Genomic DNA, 16,125 nt, shown 5'->3' on the forward strand with positions numbered 1-16,125 from the left:
CGTCTTCAAGGGCCGGCGCTATGACACCGGCGACCGCGGCGACTATCTGCGTGCCATTGTCAGACTCGCATGCGAACGTGAAGACCTGGGCCCGGACTTCCGCGCCTGGCTTCGCAGTTACGTCACCGAGGAGATGTAGCACCTTGAGCAGCGCGACCACCTCGTCCACCGCCGGCCGACCGCACCTGTGGTCGGTGGACGAGCACCTGGAGGACATCCTCAGCACCGTCCAGCCGCTCGACCCCATCGAGCTGCAGATCCTCGACGCCCAGGGCTGTGTGCTCGTCGAGGACGTGACGGTCCCGGTCTCGCTGCCCCCGTTCGACAACAGCTCGATGGACGGGTACGCGGTGCGCGTCGCCGACGTCACCGGAGCGAGCGAGGAGTACCCCGCCGTGCTCACGGTGATCGGGGACGTCGCCGCGGGCCAGGCCGAACAGCTCACCGTCGGCCCCGGCCAGGCCGCCCGCATCATGACCGGCGCCCCGCTGCCGCCCGGCGCCGAGGCCGTCGTCCCCGTGGAGTGGACCGACGGAGGGCTCGGCGCCGGCCCCGTCTCCTCGATGCCCGCCCACTCCAGCGCCCCCGAGGGCGCCTCCGGAGAGGTCCGCGTGCACCGCCCCGCCGAAGCACGCGCGCACGTACGCGCACAGGGCAGCGACGTCCAGGCCGGCGACCGCGCCCTGACGACGGGCACCGTCCTCGGCCCGCCGCAGATCGCCCTGCTCGCCGCCATCGGCCGCGGCACCGTTCGGGTGCGCCCGCGCCCGCGCGTGGTCGTCGTCTCCACCGGCAGCGAACTCGTACAGCCCGGCGAGTCGTTGAGCCACGGCCAGATCTTCGACTCCAACAGCTTCGCCCTCACGGCCGCGGCCCGCGACGCCGGAGCCATCGCCTACCGGGTCGGCGCGGTCTCCGACGACGCCGAGACGCTCCGCTCCACCATCGAGGACCAGCTGATCCGCGCCGACCTCGTCGTCACGACGGGCGGCGTCAGCGTCGGAGCGTACGACGTCGTCAAGGAAGCCCTCTCCTCGGTCGGCGACCCGGACGAGGAGGACGGCATCGGCGCGGGCAGCGGCGTCGAGTTCCGCAAGCTCGCCATGCAGCCCGGCAAGCCGCAGGGCTTCGGCTCCGTCGGCCCCGACCACACCCCGCTGCTCGCCCTGCCGGGCAACCCGGTCTCCAGCTACGTCTCCTTCGAGCTGTTCGTCCGCCCGGCGATCCGCGCCCTGATGGGCCTGCCCGCCGACACCCTGCGCCGCCCCACCACCCGCGCGGTGCTCACCGCCGACAAGGCACTGACCTCACCGGACGGCCGCCGCCAGTTCCTGCGCGGCGTCCACGACGCCGAGGCGGGCGAGGTCACCCCCGTCGGCGGCTCCGGCTCACACCTGATCGCGGCGCTCGCCCAGGCGGACGCGCTGATCGTCGTGGACGAGGACGTGACGTCGGTGGAGCCAGGCACGGAGGTGGACGTCATCCGCCTGGCCTGACCGGACACGCCCTGAGAGTGCGCGATACCGTGTCGCGCACAACAGTCCGGCGCGCCGCACCGCGCACGGCTCGGATCGGGAGCGCCACAGCACCATGAGCACTTCGCAGGACCGACTAACCCACATCGACGAGGCGGGCGCCGCCCGCATGGTCGACGTGTCGGACAAGGACGTCACCGCGCGCACCGCCCGCGCCGGCGGCCGCGTCCTCGTCTCGCCGCGCGTGGTCGAGCTGCTGCGCGGCGAGGGCATGCCCAAGGGCGACGCCCTCGCGACAGCCCGTATCGCCGGGATCATGGGAGCCAAGCGCACCCCCGACCTGATCCCGCTCTGCCACCCGCTGGCCGTCTCCGGCGTGAAGCTGGACCTGTCCGTGACCGACGACGCGGTGGAGATCCTCGCCACCGTGAAGACGACGGACCGTACGGGCGTCGAGATGGAGGCCCTCACAGCGGTCTCGGTCGCCGCGCTCACCGTCGTCGACATGGTCAAGGCGGTCGACAAGGGAGCGGTCATCACGGACATCCGCGTCGAGGAGAAGACGGGCGGCAAGTCCGGCACCTGGCAGCGCGAGGACCGGGCATGACCGCGGCTTACCGCGCCCTCGTCGTCACCGCCTCCAACCGGGCCGCCGCGGGCGTCTACGAGGACAAGGGCGGCCCCCTGATCGCCGCGGGACTGCGGAAGCTGGGCTTCGACGTCGAGGGCCCCCAGGTCGTACCGGACGGCGACCCCGTGGAGGCCGCGCTGCGGGCCGCGGTCGAGGCGGCGTACGACGTCGTCGTCACCACCGGCGGCACCGGCATCTCGCCCACCGACCGCACCCCCGAGGCGACGGCCCGCGTCCTCGACCACGCCGTGCCGGGCATCCCCGAGGCGATCCGCGCGTACGGCAGGCAGCACGTGCCCACCGCGGCGCTCTCACGCGGCCTTGCCGGAGTCGCCGGGCGCACCCTGATCGTGAACCTGCCGGGTTCGAGCGGCGGGGTGAAAGACGGCCTCGCCGTCCTGGAGCCGCTGCTCACCCACGCCGTCGACCAGCTCCGCGGCGGCGACCACCCCAGGCCCGACGCAGCCGCCGGGGGTGCGCACTGAACAGCCCGTCCTGGCCCGTCGTCCTGGCGGAGGGCGATGTCGTCCTGCGGCCCATAAAGCTGCGCGACCAGGGCGCCTGGCGCGACGTCAACCGCCGCAACCGCGACTGGCTGCGCCCCTGGGAGGCGACCATCCCGCCGCCCACCCCGAGCGGCCCGATCGCGCACCGCCCGACCTACCGGCAGATGGTCCGGCACCTGCGCGCGGAGGCGAACGCGGGCCGGATGCTGCCCTTCGTCATCGAGTACCAGGGCCGTCTCGTGGGCCAGTTGACGGTCGCCGGGATCACCTGGGGTTCGATGTGCTCGGGTCACGTCGGCTACTGGGTGGACCAGGGCGTGGCCGGGCGCGGGGTGATGCCCACGGCCGTCGCGCTCGCCGTCGACCACTGCTTCCGCACGGTGGGCCTGCACCGCATCGAGGTCTGCATTCGCCCGGAGAACGGGCCGAGCCGGCGGGTCGTGGAGAAACTCGGATTCCGCGAGGAGGGCCTGCGCCCACGGTATCTCCACATCGACGGCGGCTGGCGGGACCATCTCGTCTTCGCACTCACCGCCGAGGAGGTCCCCGACGGGCTCCTGAGGCGCTGGCGGCGCGGTCGGCGCGGCAACACCGCAGGTCCGGGGGCTTCCAGCGCCATCGATCCCGGCGCCCCTTCGAAATAAAATAAATGTTCGAAATTGATCGGCGAACGACCGGGGGAGCCATTAAATTCCCACCGATGACGGCCAGTTGATCGCACCAGTCGCAAAAAAAGCTCGAAATATCAGCCAGATCGTGCGACACACCGGCCCAATTGGCGGATGGCTTCCCGCAAACCCCTCTACGGTGTGAGGCGTGAGCAGCAGCGGCCTCATCTACGCAGTCATCGTCGGGGCCTGGGCCGCCTACTTGGTGCCGATGTGGCTCCGTAGGCAGGACGAGCTGAACGAAGCCCGTCCGACGGAACGCTTCAGCACCGCCATCCGACTTCTGTCCGGACGGGCGGGCATGGAGCGCCGGTACGCCAAGGACCTGCAGGCGCGCTCGCCGGAGACGGAAGAGCGGCGCGGCACCCCGGCCGACCCGGACACGGCCACCCACGCGGTGGACGTCCGGGTCCCCGTCGTGCCCCCGCCCGCCGAGCGGCAGCGCCCGGAGCCCGCCCGCGCACCCGAGCCCGAACCGGCGCCCGAACCCGCGGCGGCCCCCACGGCACCTCCCGCGGCGGCCCCCGCCAAGACCCGTCGGCCGCGCACCCTCACCGCCGAGGAGCAGGCCCGCGCCCGGCGCACCAAGGTCCTCGCGCGCCGGCGCCGCACCACCGTGATGCTCTTCGTCGCCTTCAGCGTCGGCGCGGTCGTGGCCGGAGTCGGCGGCGTCGCGTTCCTGTGGGCACCCGCCGCGCCCGCCCTGCTGCTCAGCACCTACATCGTCTATCTGCGGGCCCAGGAGCGACGCCGCTTCGCCTACGTCATGGACCGCCGCCGCGCCGAGATCGCCGCGCAGCGCCTGCGGGAGCGGCAGCCGCGCAGGCGGCAGACGGCCGCCCGGCGTGGCAGCGCCGCCGATGACCTGGAGGAAGGCCCAGATACCGAGGTGGCCACCGGGGCCGGACTCGACGCGCTCGCCGCCGACCGGCGCGCGCTCGTCGAGCAGACCGACCACGCGGAGTGGGTCGACCAGCAGCGCGAGCGGCAGCGCCGCCCCGGGCCCGGCGAGAGCTGGGACCCCGTACCGGTGCCGTTGCCCACGTACGTGACGGCGCCCGTCGCCCCCCGGGCCGGCGGTGGCATCGACTACGGCGCCCCCGAGACCTGGAGCGCGGCCCGCTCGTCCGCGGCCGAACAGGCCGAGCCCGAACGGCAGCCGGAGCAGGAGCCCGTCGTCGACGACGGACGCAGCGACGCCCGCCGTGCCGCCTCCGCGCGCCGCTCCCGCGAGCGTGGCCGCACGCCGCTGTTCGATCAGTACGACGGTGACGCGGCCGACGGCGACGGGCGGCCCCGGGCCGCCAACGAGTGACCCGGCTGACCTGCCAGGGAACGGATTTCCAAGCACCCCGATCGGGATGCTAGAGTTTCACTCGTTGCAAGGGCCTGTGGCGCAGTCTGGTAGCGCACCTCGTTCGCATCGAGGGGGTCTGGGGTTCAAATCCCCACAGGTCCACCGCAATTGAGAACCCCGCCGGGTAACCGGCGGGGTTCTTGCTTTGCCTCTTGCCTTGTGTGCCGCCCCGAAGGGCCGCACGGCTGCTACAGCTGCTTGGCGTAGCAGCGGCTCAGCTCCTCGAAGCGGTAGAGGCCGAGCTTGGCGCACGGTTCGTAGCCGCTGGAGAGGTAGAGGGCTATCGCCTCCGGCTGCTTCGTGCCGGTCTCCAGGACCATGCGGGTGCGGCCCGCCGCGCGGGCGTCCGCCTCGAGGTCCGCGAGGATCTTCCGGGCCAGGCCCAGGCCGCGGGCCTCCGGGGTGACGTACATCCGCTTCAGTTCGGCGTCGCCGTCCGCATACCCCTCGTCGTTCGCGTCCTGGCCGCGCCAGCCGCCGGTCGCCAGAGGCGTGCCCGCCGCGTCGTAAGCGATCAGGTACAGGCCCTGGGGCGGGGTGAACATTGTCGGGTCCAGGGGTGTGACATCGCCCTCATCGCCGTAGCGCTCCGCGTATTCCAGCTGGACGCGGTCGTTCAGGGCTCTCGCGTCGGGGTGGTCGAAGGAGACGCGGCGCAGGGCGGGCGCGGCGGCGGGCACGGATTGGATAGTCATGCGCGTGATCGTATCTCTATGCTCGAGGATACGGTGTACCTGGCAAGTGTGCCGGTACGGTGGGCCGGTGCTGACAGTGACCACCGTGAACGTGAATGGGCTCCGCGCCGCCGCCAAGAAGGGCTTCGTGGAGTGGCTCGCCGGGACCACCGCCGACGTGCTGTGCCTCCAGGAAGTGCGCGCCGAGCCGGAGCAACTGCCCGCAGAGGTACGCGACCCCGAGGGCTGGCACGTCGTGCACGCCCCGGCCGCCGCCAAGGGGCGGGCCGGAGTCTCCCTCTACACGCGGCGCGCGCCGGAGCGGGTACAGATCGGCTTCGGGTCCGCCGAGTTCGACGCCAGTGGCCGGTACGTGGAGGTCGACCTCCCGGGCGTCGTCGTCGCCAGCCTCTACCTGCCCTCGGGCGAGGTCGGGACGGAGCGGCAGGACGAGAAGATCCGCTTCATGGCCGAGTTCCTGGAGTACCTGAAGGGTCTGCGCGTGCGGGCCGCCGCCGACGGCCGCGAGGTCGTCGTCTGCGGCGACTGGAACATCGCCCACGCCGAGGCCGACCTCAAGAACTGGCGGGGCAACAAGAAGAACTCCGGCTTCCTCCCCGAGGAGCGGGAGTGGCTGAGCCAGGTCTTCGACGCGGCCGACGGCGGCTATGTCGACGTCGTGCGCGCGCTGCACCCGGAGACCGAGGGCCCGTACTCGTGGTGGTCGTACCGGGGGCGGGCCTTCGACAATGACACGGGTTGGAGGATCGACTTGCTGGTGTCGACTCCGGGGCTGGCGGCCAGGGCGGTGAAGGCGTACGTCGAGCGTGCCGCCACGCACGAGTTGCGGTGGTCCGACCATGCTCCGGTGACGGTGGTCTTCGAGTAGCCACGTAGTCACAGACTTCGTCGTAGGGCTTACGTCCCCTCGTGCGGCATGGCAGATTCTGGGCGCGTACATGATGCGTCCGGGTCGGCTGTTTCGTCGTACGGGGGGATTTCATGTCTGAGGCGTCGCGTGGTCCGTCCCGGCGCGGGCTGTTGTCCTGTGCCGCGGGGGCCGGGGCCGGGGTCGCTCTCGGGGTGGCGGGGCCGGGACAGGCGGCGGGTGTCCGGTTGCCGCCGGTCGTGGTCACCGAGCAGGCGAGCCGGCGGATCCTGGTGCTCGATCCGGCGGCGGCCCCCTGGGACCCGGCGGCCGAGCCGGGTGTGGTGCGGTGGGCGTTCTCGCCGCTCGGCGACGAGCGGTACCGGGATCTGAAGCCCGAGGTCAGCTGGGTCTACCCGAGCGAGGCGAAGGTCCGGCGCCACCGGGGGCGGACGTTCCTGCTGACCACGGCGTCGTTCGGGTTCGTCGGCGTGGTGGAGTGGCCGGGCGGGCGGCGGTACTGGGGTACGGCCATCGGCCCCGGGGACGATCTGTGCAATCCGCACACCGCGGAACTCCTGCCGGACGGGAACGTCGCCGTCGCGTGCAGCACCGGGGCCAGGGTGCGGCTGTACGCCGCGTCGCTCGGGCCCGGCGCCACGCGGTTCACGGAGGCCGAACTCAAGGGCGCGCACGGGCTGCACTGGGACCGGGGGCGGCGGGTGCTGTGGGCGATGGGCGACGACGAGCTGGTGGCGTACGAGGTGGCGGGGACGGCGGCGCGGCCACGGCTCGTGCGCAGGTCCGCCGATCCGCTGCCGGTCGCGACGCCGGGGAAGTCGGCGGGCGGGCACGATCTGTTCCCCGTCGCGGGGCGGCCGGGGCGGATGTGGGTGACGACCGGTGCGTCGGTCTTCCAGTACGAGAAGCGCGGGCGGACCTTCGTGCAGGACTTCGCGGGCGCCGCGGAGATCGTCCGTAGAAGCGTGAAGTGCGTGGGGAACGATCCGCGTACCGGCCGGGTGGTGACGACCGTGCCGGAGGCGGGGCTCGGGGAGGCGTGGTGGACGACGACCGTGAGCGTGCACCGGCCGCAGGGCGCGTACAAGCTGGTCGGCGGCGGGATCTACAAGGCGCGGTGGTGGCTACCCACGTGAGCCGAGCTTGCGGTCCAGGGCCATCGAGAGTTCGGCCTCGACGACCGACTTGGCCAGCGGGCGCAGGCGCTGGACGTCCTTCTCGGTGCCGTGCGCGAGGACCATCTCGGTGAAGAGGGTCGCCATGGCCTCGGCGTGCTCGCGCACGCGGCTCGCCGCGGCGAGGACCTCGGCCAGCGGGATGCCTTCGCGGACCAGCGCCGCCGAGACCTCCAGGAGGCGGCGGCTGACGTGCACGATCTCCTCGCCGTCGGTGCCCAGATAGCCGAGGTCCAGGGCGGCCTGGAGGTTCTCGGGGGTGTCCTCGCCGGCGAAGTGGTCGGCCAGTTCCTCGGGGGTGAGGCGGACCGGGGTCTCCTCGGTGGGTTCGCCGAGGCCGAGGAGTTCGCCGACGTCGCGGCCCCGGTCGAAGGCCTCGGAGAGTTCGGCGATGCCGTTGAGGGTGTGGCCGCGGTCCAGGAGCGCGGCGATCGTGCGCAGGCGCGTGAGGTGCGTCTCGTCGTACCAGGCGATGCGGCCCTGGCGGCGGGGCGGCTTGATGAGGCCGCGCTCGCGGTAGAAGCGGACGGTTCGGACCGTGATGCCGGCGGCTTTGGCCAGCTCCGCCATGCGGTACTCGGCGATCTCGCCGGATGCGCCGTATGCGCTGTTTTTGGGGTGTTCGTCGTCCTTGTCGTTCCTGATGTCCGGGTCCGCCGCCTCTTCTGCCACGACGGAAACCCTATGACAAGTACTGCGGCCCGGAGGGGCTCGGTGAGGGGCGGTGGTCAGGCGACGGGTGGGTGTACTGCCGGTAACTTTCCTGGCCCCGACCCCTACCCATCAGTACGGTCCTGCCTTACGCTCCCAATCACGCCAGTGTTCACTGGCAGAGTCGCGCGGCAAGGGAGGCGCCGGGATGACCGAGCGGGAGCACGAGCACGTACGGGTGGCGGTGATCGGATCCGGCTTCGGCGGCCTCGGCGCGGCGGTCAGACTGCGCCGCGAGGGCGTCACCGACTTCGTGGTGCTCGAGCGGGCCGACGCGGTCGGCGGCACCTGGCGCGACAACAGTTACCCGGGCTGCGCCTGCGACGTGCCGTCCCACCTGTACTCGTTCTCGTTCGCGCCGAACCCGCACTGGCCGCGCACCTTCTCGGGGCAGGGACGCATCCGGGAGTACCTGGAGCACGTGGCCGACGTCTTCCGGCTGCGACCGCACATCCGGCTCAACTCCGAGGTGCAGGAGCTGCGTTGGGACGACGAGCGGCTGTGGTGGGAGATCGATACGGCGAGTGGGACGCTCACCGCCGATGTCGTCGTCTCCGCCACCGGGCCGCTCTCCGACCCCAAGACGCCGGACATCCCCGGGATCGACACCTTCCCCGGCAAGGTCTTCCACTCCGCGCGCTGGGACCACGACTACGACCTGCGCGGCAAGCGCGTCGCCATGATCGGTACGGGCGCCTCGGCCATCCAGATCGTGCCGGCGATCCAGAAAGAGGTCGGGAAACTGACCCTCTTCCAGCGCACGCCTCCCTGGGTCATGCCGCGCGCCGACCGCGCCATCTCCAAGGCCGAGCGCTGGGTGCACCGCCGGCTGCCCTTCACGACGCAGGCGCGACGCGGACTCCTGTGGGGCATCCGGGAGTTGCAGGTCCAGGCGTTCACGAAGCGGCCGAACGAGCTGGGCCTGGTCGAGCAGCTCGCCAAGCGCAACATGTACCGGGCGATCAAGGACCCGGCCCTGCGCGCCAAGCTCACCCCGGACTACCGCATCGGCTGCAAGCGGATCCTGCTGTCCAACACGTACTACCCGGCGCTCGCCCAGCCGAACGTCGACGTCGTGGCGTCCGGACTCAGCGAGATCCGGGGCAACACCCTCGTGGCCGCCGACGGCACCGAGGCCGAGGTGGACGCGATCGTCTTCGGCACCGGGTTCCACGTCACCGACATGCCGATCGCGCAGCGCGTCATCGGCGCGGACGGGGTCAGCCTGGCCGAGAGCTGGAAGGGCGGGATGGCCGCCCTGCGCGGGGCCACCGCCGCCGGCTTCCCGAACTTCATGACGGTCATCGGGCCGAACACCGGGCTCGGGAACTCCTCGATGATCCTGATGATCGAGGCCCAGCTGAACTATCTGGCCGACTATCTGCGGCAGCTGAACGTGCTGGGCGGCCGGGTCGCCCTCACCCCCCGCGCGAGCGCCGTCGCCGGCTGGAACAACCGCGTACAGGACCGGATGAAGCGGACCGTGTGGAACACCGGTGGCTGCAACAGCTGGTACCTCGACGAGAACGGGGTCAACACGACCGTGTGGCCCGGCACCACGACCGAGTTCCGGCAGGCCACGCGCCATGTGGACGTGGGGGAGTACGAGGTGGTCCGCGCCCCCGCAGAGTCGCCGGAGGCCCGTACGGGCAAGGGATCGAAGAACAAGGAGGCGAGCGCCGCATGAGCCGGCTGACGCACATGAGGACCGGGCCGTTCGCGCCGCCCGCAGCCGACCGTGAACTGACCGCCGTCTCGGCGGACGGGTCGCGGCTGCACATCGAGGTGCACGGCCCCGAGCACGCGCCCGCCGTGGTGCTCTCGCACGGCTGGACCTGTTCGACGGCGTTCTGGGCCGCGCAGATCCGCGCCCTCGCCACGGACCACCGGGTGATCGTGTACGACCAGCGCGGGCACGGTCGTTCGCCCGCCGCCACACAACTCCCGTACACCGCCGACATGTTGGCGGACGACCTGGAGGCCGTGCTCGACGCGACGCTGGCTCCCGGGGAACGGGCGGTGCTCGCCGGGCACTCCATGGGCGGCATGACGATGATGGCCGCGGCCGGGCGGGCCGGGTTCAAGGAGCACGCCGCCGCCGTTCTGCTGTGCAGCACCGGCAGTTCGCGCCTTGTCGCGGAGGCGACCGTGGTGCCGCTGCTCGTCGCGGGTGCGGCGCGGACGCGGGTGACCCGCGCGATCCTCGGGTCGAAGGCGCCGCTCGGGCCGGTCACACCGCTGGGCAAGCGGATCCTGAAGTTCGCGACGATGGGCCCGGGGGCCTCGCCCGGCAAGGTCGAGGCCTGCGCGCACATCGTGCACGCCTGTCCGCGCGGGGTGCGCCATGGCTGGTCGCACGTCCTGGAGACGCTCTCCATGGACGAGGCGCTCAGCGAGCTGACGCTGCCGGTGGCCGTGCTCGGCGGCACCGTGGACCGGCTCACGCCCATCGTGCACGCCCGGCGGATCGCCGCCGCGCTGCCGCAGTGCGTGGGCCTGACCGAGCTGCCCGGGCTCGGCCACATGACGCCCATCGAGGCGCCGGAGGCCGTCACGGAGAAGATCCGTGAACTGGCCGCCACCTACCTGGAATCGCCAGTGCAGGAACAGTCGGAGAAGGGGGCGGATGCCGCATGAGCAGGGTCAGCCTTGAGGGTCAGGTCGCGGTCGTCACGGGCGCGGCGCGCGGAGTCGGTGAACTGCTCGCGCGCAAGCTGTCCGCGCGCGGCGCGAAGATCGCGCTGGTCGGCCTGGAGCCGGACGAGCTGAAGCAGGTCGCGGGCCGGCTGCACGCCGACGCCGACTGGTGGCACGCCGATGTCACGGACCACGTGGCGATGGCGCGGGTCGCCGAGGAGGTGAAGGAGCGGTTCGGGAAGGTCGACATCGTCGTCGCGAACGCGGGTGTGGCCACGGGCGGTCCCCTCGTGGACTCCGACCCGGTCGCCTGGCGCCGCGTCATCGAGGTCAACCTCATCGGTTCCGCCGTGACGGGCCGCGCCTTCCTGCCCGTCCTGATGGAGTCGCGCGGCTATCTGCTGCAGATCGCCTCGCTCGCCGCGATCACGCCCGCGCCGATGATGTCCGCGTACTGCGCGTCGAAGTCGGGTGTGGAGGCGTACGCGCACAGCCTGCGCGCCGAGGTCGGCTACAAGGGCGTACGGGTCGGCGTCGGCTATCTGTCCTGGACCGACACCGACATGGTGCGCGGCGCCGACCAGGACGACGTGATGCGCGAGCTGCGCCAGCGGCTGCCCTGGCCGTCGAACAAGACGTATCCGCTGGGCCCGGCCGTCGACCGGCTCGTGGACGGCATCGAGCGGCGGTCCTCGCACGTGTACGCGCAGTGGTGGCTGCGTGGCATGCAGGGCATCCGCGGCTACCTGCCCGCGATCATCGGTTCCGTGGGCCAGCGCGAGATGCGGCGCTTCGAGCCGCGGCTCGGCAGCGTGTCGCGGGGCCTGGTGGGTGCGGGCGGCGCCGCCGACGAAACCGTACGAGGGCGCTGACCTGCGGCTTCCTCGGACGCATACGGTCCGTTATTGATCGAAATGCGCGTGATGTCCCGGCGTGTCAGTCTGGTCGAGCCCCACCCCCCCAACCCACATCGGGAGTGAACACAGCATGGGCATCATGGACCAGTTCAAGGACAAGGGCGAAGAGCTCTCCAACAAGGCCAAGGACCGCGCGAGCGGTGCCAAGGACGAGGCGGGCGAGCGCGGCCGGCAGGGTCAGGACCAGCTTCGCGAGCGTGGCTCGCAGGGCCGGGACGACGCCCAGGACGCCGCCCAGGAGCAGCGGGACAAGTTCGACCGGTAGCACTCCTGACGCTCTTTCCTGAGCGAAGTGGGCCCCACCCGGGACGCCGGGTGGGGCCCACTCCTTGTGCCCTCGGGCTAGCGCTCTGCCCTCGGGCTAGCGCGGCGGCAGCGGGGGCCTGCGCCGGTCCGGGACGTCCGAGTGGTCCGGCGGGTTCTTCGCGCCCTGCTCCTTCAGCAGGTCGAGGGCGAGATACACCGCGTCGTCGAGCTGCGCGTGCCGGCCCTCCGCCCAGTCGAGCGGGGTACGCAGCACCTCGATGTCGGGGTCGACGCCGCGGTTCTCGACGGACCAGCCGTACTCGGGGAACCAGGCCGCGTTCATCGGCACCGTGATCACGGTGCCGTCGCCGAGCTTGTGCCGCCCCGTCATGCCGACGACGCCGCCCCAGGTGCGCTGGCCCACGACGGGGCCGAGGCCGAGCAGCTTGAAGGCCGCGGTGATCATGTCGCCGTCGGAGGAGGTCGCCTCGTCGGCGAGGGCGACGACCGGGCCCCGGGGCGCGTTCGAGGCGTAGGAGACCGCCTCGGCGTTGCGGGTCAGGTCCCAGCCGATGATCTTCCGGGTGAGTTTCTCGACGACCAGCTCGCTGATGTGGCCGCCCGCGTTGCCGCGGACGTCGACGATGAGCGCGGGCCGGGAGACCTGCTGGCGCAGATCCCGGTTGAACTGGGCCCAGCCGGAGCCGCCCATGTCGGGGATGTGCAGATAGCCGCACTTGTCGTTGCTCAACTCCCGTACGTACTCGCGGCGTTTGGCCACCCAGTCCTGGTAGCGCAGCGGCCGTTCGTCGACGAGCGGGACCACCGCGACACGGCGCGCGCGACCGCCGCCCCCGGCCCGGGCGAAGGTCAGCTCGACGGTGGTGCCGCCCGCGCCGGCCAGGAGCGGGAAGGGACCCGTGAGGGGGTCGACCGGGCGGCCGTCGACATGGGTGAGGACGGCGCCCTCGCGGATGCCGGTGCCGGCCAGCGGGGAGCGGGCCTTGGAGTCGGAGGACTCGCCGGGCAGGATCCGGCACACCGTCCACTGGTCGTCCCGGCACACGAGGTTGGCGCCGAGCAGGCCCTGGGCGCGCTGGTAGTGGGCCGGGCCCTCGTTGCGGCGGGCCGCGGAGACGTAGGCGTGGGAGGTGCCCAGTTCGCCGAGGACCTCGCGCAGCAGGTCGGCGAACTCGTCGGGGGACGCGACCCGTTCGACGAGCGGCCGGTACTGGTCGAGCACCGCGGACCAGTCGATGCCGCACATCCGGGGTTCCCAGAAGTAGGCGCGGATGATCCGGCCCGCTTCCTCGAAGGCGCCGCGCCACTCGGCGGCCGGGTCCACCTCGTGCAGGATGCGGCGCAGGTCGATCCAGACGGTGGAGTCGTTGTCGCCCGCCTCGGTGGAGGGCACGGCGCGCAGCTCGCCCTCGTCGCCGACGACGAGCCGGGTGCCGTCGCCGCTGACCGCGAACCAGTCCATGTGGTCGACGAGCTGGGTCTTCCTGCACTTGGCGAGGGAGAAGTGTTCGAGGGTGGGCTGGGAGGAGGTGTCGGCGGGGTTGGCGAACGTCTCGCCGAGCGCGCCCGAGATCGGCCAGCGCAGCCAGACCAGGCCGCCGCCGGAGACGGGGTGCAGTCCCGAGTACTTGGAGGCGGAGACGGGGAAGGGGACCACACGGCTGGCGAGGCCCTCGATCTCCACGGTCGGCGCGGCCTGGGTGAGACCCGAACCGACCTCCTCGGCGGGATCGAGTCCGCCGGCCGCCGTGCGCCCGTCGGGGGAGAGCGCGAACGGCGAGGCCGTGGCCGACGACAGCGGTACGAGGTAGGGGCGGCAGCCCAGCGGGAAGGACAGGTCGCCGGTGTGCACGTCGTAGACCGGGTCGAAGCCGCGCCAGGACAGGAACGCCAGGTAGCGGCCGTCGCGGGTGAAGACCGGGTTCTCGTCCTCGAAGCGGCCGTTGGTGACGTCGACGATGGTGCGGTCCTTGATGCGGGCCATCTTGATCTGCCGCAGGGAGCGGCCGATGCCCGGATGCGACCAGGTCAGCCAGGCGCCGTCGGGAGAGAAGGCGAGATCGCGGACGGGCCCGTTCGTCGACCGGATCAGCTCGGTGACCTCGCTTCCGGTCTCCTCGACGTCCCCGGACTCCGCGGCGTCCGAGTCCTCCCCGGTCTCCAGTGCCTCCTCGATCCGCGTGACGGTGTCCGCCTTCTCCGGCACGGTGACGAGCAGCAGCCGCCCGTCGTTCGACGCGATGGCCAGGCGTCTGCCGTCGGGATCGCTGACCAGTTCCTGTACGCGGCCCAGGTCGCCGCAGGCGAGCCGGTGCGGCGCGCGGTCGCCGGCGGCGCGCGGCAGGTAGGCGATCTCGATGGCGTCGTCGCCCTCCGCGTCGGTGACGTAGGCGACCTGTCCGCCGGAGCCGAGCATCTCGGGCAGCCGGACGCGCACCCCCGGGGTGTCGGCGATGGTGCGGGCCGGCCCGTCGCGGTGGGTCAGCCAGTACAGGCTGCCGCGGACGACGACCGCGCTCGCCCGGCCGGTGTCGTCGACGGAGAGGGCGTCGATGTGCAGGGCGGCCGGTACCTGGTAGCTGCGGCGTCCGGCGCGCGGGCCGCCCAGCCGGACGTGGAGCCTGCGCGGCACGGAGTCGGGGCGTAGCGAGTCGAGCAGCCAGAGTTCGCCCGCGCACTGGTAGACGACGCGGTTGCCGTCGGAGGAGGCGTGCCGGGCGTAGAACTCGGCGTGGTCGGTGTGCCGGGTCAGGTCGGAGCCGTCGGGCAGGCACGAGTAGACGTTGCCGATGCCTTCGTGGTCGGAGAGGAACGCGATGCGGCCGTCGACGAACATCGGGTCGTCGAGGTGTCCGTCCAGGTCGGCGAGGATGCGTCCCCAAGCTCTCGAATCCGCTCGAGCGGGGGAGGCCCCATACCCGTACACCCACAGGCGGCCCTGGGCGCCGCCCCGGTAGCGCTTCCAGGCGGCGGGTTCGTGCGGTGGTGTACCGGTCAGGAGCAGGGTCTGGCGCTCGCCGTCGATGTCGGCGACCTGGATGTCGGAGACCGGTCCCCAGGGCAGTTTGCCGCCGGGGGAGGCGTCGGTCGGCACGCTGTAGGCGAAGGTGAAGTAGGAGAACGGTTCGCCGTGCGAGGCCACCGCGAGGATGTCCCCGTCGGGCGTCCAGCCGCGCACCTGGGTGTCCACGCTGCCCCAGTAGGTGAGCCGGCGCGCGGAGCCGCCGTCCACCGGGGCCAGGTAGATCTCCGGGTCGAGACTGCGCCATGTCGTGTACGCGATCTGGCTGCCGTCGGGGGAGAAGCGCGGGTGGCTGACCTTGGTGCGGTCGACGGTGACCCGCCAGGCCCGCGCCGAGCCGTCGACGGGCGCGACCCACAGGTCGTCCTCGACGACGAAGCACAGTCGCTCGCCGCTCAGGTGCGGGAATCGTAGATAGGCCTGGGGCGTGTCTTCCTCGGTCACTCCCTCATGCTTTTCCGTCGTGGGGGCTCCGGCAACCGGGCCGGGGTCCTCACGTGGCCCTTATGGGTGTGGCGGACCCCACGTACGAAACGGTTTCGTTTCGTTAGGGGCCGGGGTATGTTCAGGACGTACGAGATCCGAGGAGAGGTGGCGATCATGGTCGCGGAAGCAACGGCGCGCCGCAGCCGGATCACGCCCGAGCGCGAGGCCGAGCTGTACGGGGCCGTGCTCGACCTGCTCCGCGAGGTCGGTTACGACGGCCTGACGATGGACGCCGTGGCCGCCCGTACCCGGGCCAGCAAGGCGACGCTCTACCGCCAGTGGGGCGGCAAGGCCGAGCTGGTCGTCAAAGCGCTGCGCCAGCAGAAACCGCACTTCGACGAGATCGACACCGGCTCGCTCCGCGGTGACCTGCACGCGATGGCCGCCCGGGACGACGACTGCCACATGGAGCAGAACAGCGCCCTGATGCGCGGCCTGATGGTGGCCGTGCACGCCAACCCCGATCTGCTCGAAGCCTTCCGGGAATGGATCGTCGCGCCCGAGCTGTCGGGTCTCGACCGGCTGCTCGAGAGAGCCGTGGACCGCGGCGAGATCCGGGCCGACAACCCGGCGCTCGGCTATGTGCTGCACATGATCATCGGCGCGTTCGCCACCCGCACGCTCATCGACGAGAAGCCACCCACCCAGGCCTATCTCACCTCGTACATCGACGCTGTCGTCCTCCCCGCCCTCAGCGCCTGATCCGACCC

Annotated in this window: 15 protein-coding genes, 1 tRNA gene and 1 pseudogene; 14 read left to right on the plus strand and 3 right to left on the minus strand. The window is 71.9% G+C overall.

The genetic code is table 11. The features are described 5' to 3' along the window. The 7 genes and pseudogenes from ABD366_RS13640 to ABD366_RS13670 all read left to right on the plus strand — a co-directional run. Positions 1–139, plus strand: a pseudogene (locus tag ABD366_RS13640) (UTP--glucose-1-phosphate uridylyltransferase); the annotation flags it as partial. 4 nt (positions 140–143) lie between these two features. Then, positions 144–1,496: a molybdotransferase-like divisome protein Glp gene (gene glp / locus ABD366_RS13645; protein ID WP_324771417.1), complete on the plus strand. Its 1,353-nt coding sequence runs from the start codon at positions 144–146 to the stop codon at positions 1,494–1,496. Between the two features lie 94 nt (positions 1,497–1,590). Then, positions 1,591–2,082, plus strand: a complete 492-nt coding sequence (gene moaC, locus ABD366_RS13650) for a cyclic pyranopterin monophosphate synthase MoaC (protein WP_324771416.1) — start codon at positions 1,591–1,593, stop codon at positions 2,080–2,082. Then, positions 2,079–2,591, plus strand: a complete 513-nt coding sequence (locus ABD366_RS13655) for a MogA/MoaB family molybdenum cofactor biosynthesis protein (protein WP_324771415.1) — start codon at positions 2,079–2,081, stop codon at positions 2,589–2,591. The genes moaC and ABD366_RS13655 overlap by 4 nt, the downstream gene beginning before the upstream one ends. Continuing rightward, positions 2,588–3,256: a GNAT family N-acetyltransferase gene (locus tag ABD366_RS13660; protein ID WP_324771423.1), complete on the plus strand. Its 669-nt coding sequence runs from the start codon at positions 2,588–2,590 to the stop codon at positions 3,254–3,256. Before ABD366_RS13655 ends, ABD366_RS13660 begins: the two co-directional genes overlap by 4 nt. A gap of 172 nt (positions 3,257–3,428) precedes the next feature. After that, positions 3,429–4,595: a divisome protein SepX/GlpR gene (gene sepX, locus ABD366_RS13665; RefSeq protein ID WP_324771414.1), complete on the plus strand. Its 1,167-nt coding sequence runs from the start codon at positions 3,429–3,431 to the stop codon at positions 4,593–4,595. A gap of 70 nt (positions 4,596–4,665) precedes the next feature. Beyond that, positions 4,666–4,739, plus strand: a tRNA-Ala gene (locus tag ABD366_RS13670). A gap of 86 nt (positions 4,740–4,825) precedes the next feature. Here the strand turns inward: ABD366_RS13670 and ABD366_RS13675 are convergent. After that, positions 4,826–5,332, minus strand: a complete 507-nt coding sequence (locus tag ABD366_RS13675) for a GNAT family N-acetyltransferase (protein ID WP_324771413.1) — start codon at positions 5,330–5,332, stop codon at positions 4,826–4,828. A 46-nt stretch (positions 5,333–5,378) separates the two neighbouring features. Between ABD366_RS13675 and ABD366_RS13680 the strand changes: the two genes are divergently transcribed. Next, entirely contained in the window at positions 5,379–6,200 is an 822-nt protein-coding gene (locus ABD366_RS13680) for an exodeoxyribonuclease III (protein WP_324771412.1), read from the plus strand. A gap of 113 nt (positions 6,201–6,313) precedes the next feature. Beyond that, positions 6,314–7,336 carry a DUF6528 family protein gene (locus ABD366_RS13685; protein ID WP_324771411.1) on the plus strand — a complete coding sequence of 341 codons (1,023 nt, stop codon included), beginning with the start codon at positions 6,314–6,316 and terminating at the stop codon, positions 7,334–7,336. Here ABD366_RS13685 and ABD366_RS13690 read toward each other — a convergent pair. Next, positions 7,325–7,945: a MerR family transcriptional regulator gene (locus tag ABD366_RS13690; RefSeq protein WP_324771422.1), complete on the minus strand. Its 621-nt coding sequence runs from the start codon at positions 7,943–7,945 to the stop codon at positions 7,325–7,327. The genes ABD366_RS13685 and ABD366_RS13690 overlap by 12 nt on opposite strands. A 289-nt stretch (positions 7,946–8,234) precedes the next feature. On the opposite strand from ABD366_RS13690, the gene ABD366_RS13695 reads away from it, so the two are divergent. The 4 genes from ABD366_RS13695 (at position 8,235) to ABD366_RS13710 (ending at position 11,905) form a co-directional block, all read left to right on the plus strand. Further along, positions 8,235–9,773, plus strand: a complete 1,539-nt coding sequence (locus ABD366_RS13695; RefSeq protein WP_324771410.1) for a flavin-containing monooxygenase — start codon at positions 8,235–8,237, stop codon at positions 9,771–9,773. After that, positions 9,770–10,723 (plus strand): alpha/beta fold hydrolase, encoded by a 954-nt coding sequence (locus ABD366_RS13700; protein ID WP_324771409.1) that lies wholly within the window; start codon positions 9,770–9,772, stop codon positions 10,721–10,723. Before ABD366_RS13695 ends, ABD366_RS13700 begins: the two co-directional genes overlap by 4 nt. Beyond that, positions 10,720–11,595 (plus strand): SDR family oxidoreductase, encoded by an 876-nt coding sequence (locus ABD366_RS13705; RefSeq protein ID WP_324771408.1) that lies wholly within the window; start codon positions 10,720–10,722, stop codon positions 11,593–11,595. Before ABD366_RS13700 ends, ABD366_RS13705 begins: the two co-directional genes overlap by 4 nt. 124 nt (positions 11,596–11,719) lie before the next feature. Further along, on the plus strand, positions 11,720–11,905 hold the full coding sequence (locus ABD366_RS13710) for a hypothetical protein (protein ID WP_324771407.1): 186 nt from the start codon (positions 11,720–11,722) through the stop codon (positions 11,903–11,905). A 96-nt stretch (positions 11,906–12,001) separates the two neighbouring features. Here ABD366_RS13710 and ABD366_RS13715 read toward each other — a convergent pair whose 3' ends face one another. Next, positions 12,002–15,373, minus strand: coding sequence for a S41 family peptidase (locus ABD366_RS13715; protein WP_324771406.1), 3,372 nt, complete (start codon positions 15,371–15,373; stop codon positions 12,002–12,004). A 156-nt stretch (positions 15,374–15,529) separates the two neighbouring features. Here ABD366_RS13715 and ABD366_RS13720 point away from each other — a divergent pair, with 156 nt between their 5' ends. Next, the gene (locus ABD366_RS13720; protein WP_324771421.1) at positions 15,530–16,117 is read left to right on the plus strand and encodes a TetR/AcrR family transcriptional regulator; all 588 of its coding nucleotides are present in this window, start codon (positions 15,530–15,532) and stop codon (positions 16,115–16,117) included. The last annotated feature ends 8 nt before the right edge of the window (positions 16,118–16,125 follow it).

This window comes from Streptomyces kunmingensis, from assembly GCF_039533535.1.
Classification (GTDB): domain Bacteria; phylum Actinomycetota; class Actinomycetes; order Streptomycetales; family Streptomycetaceae; genus Streptomyces; species Streptomyces kunmingensis.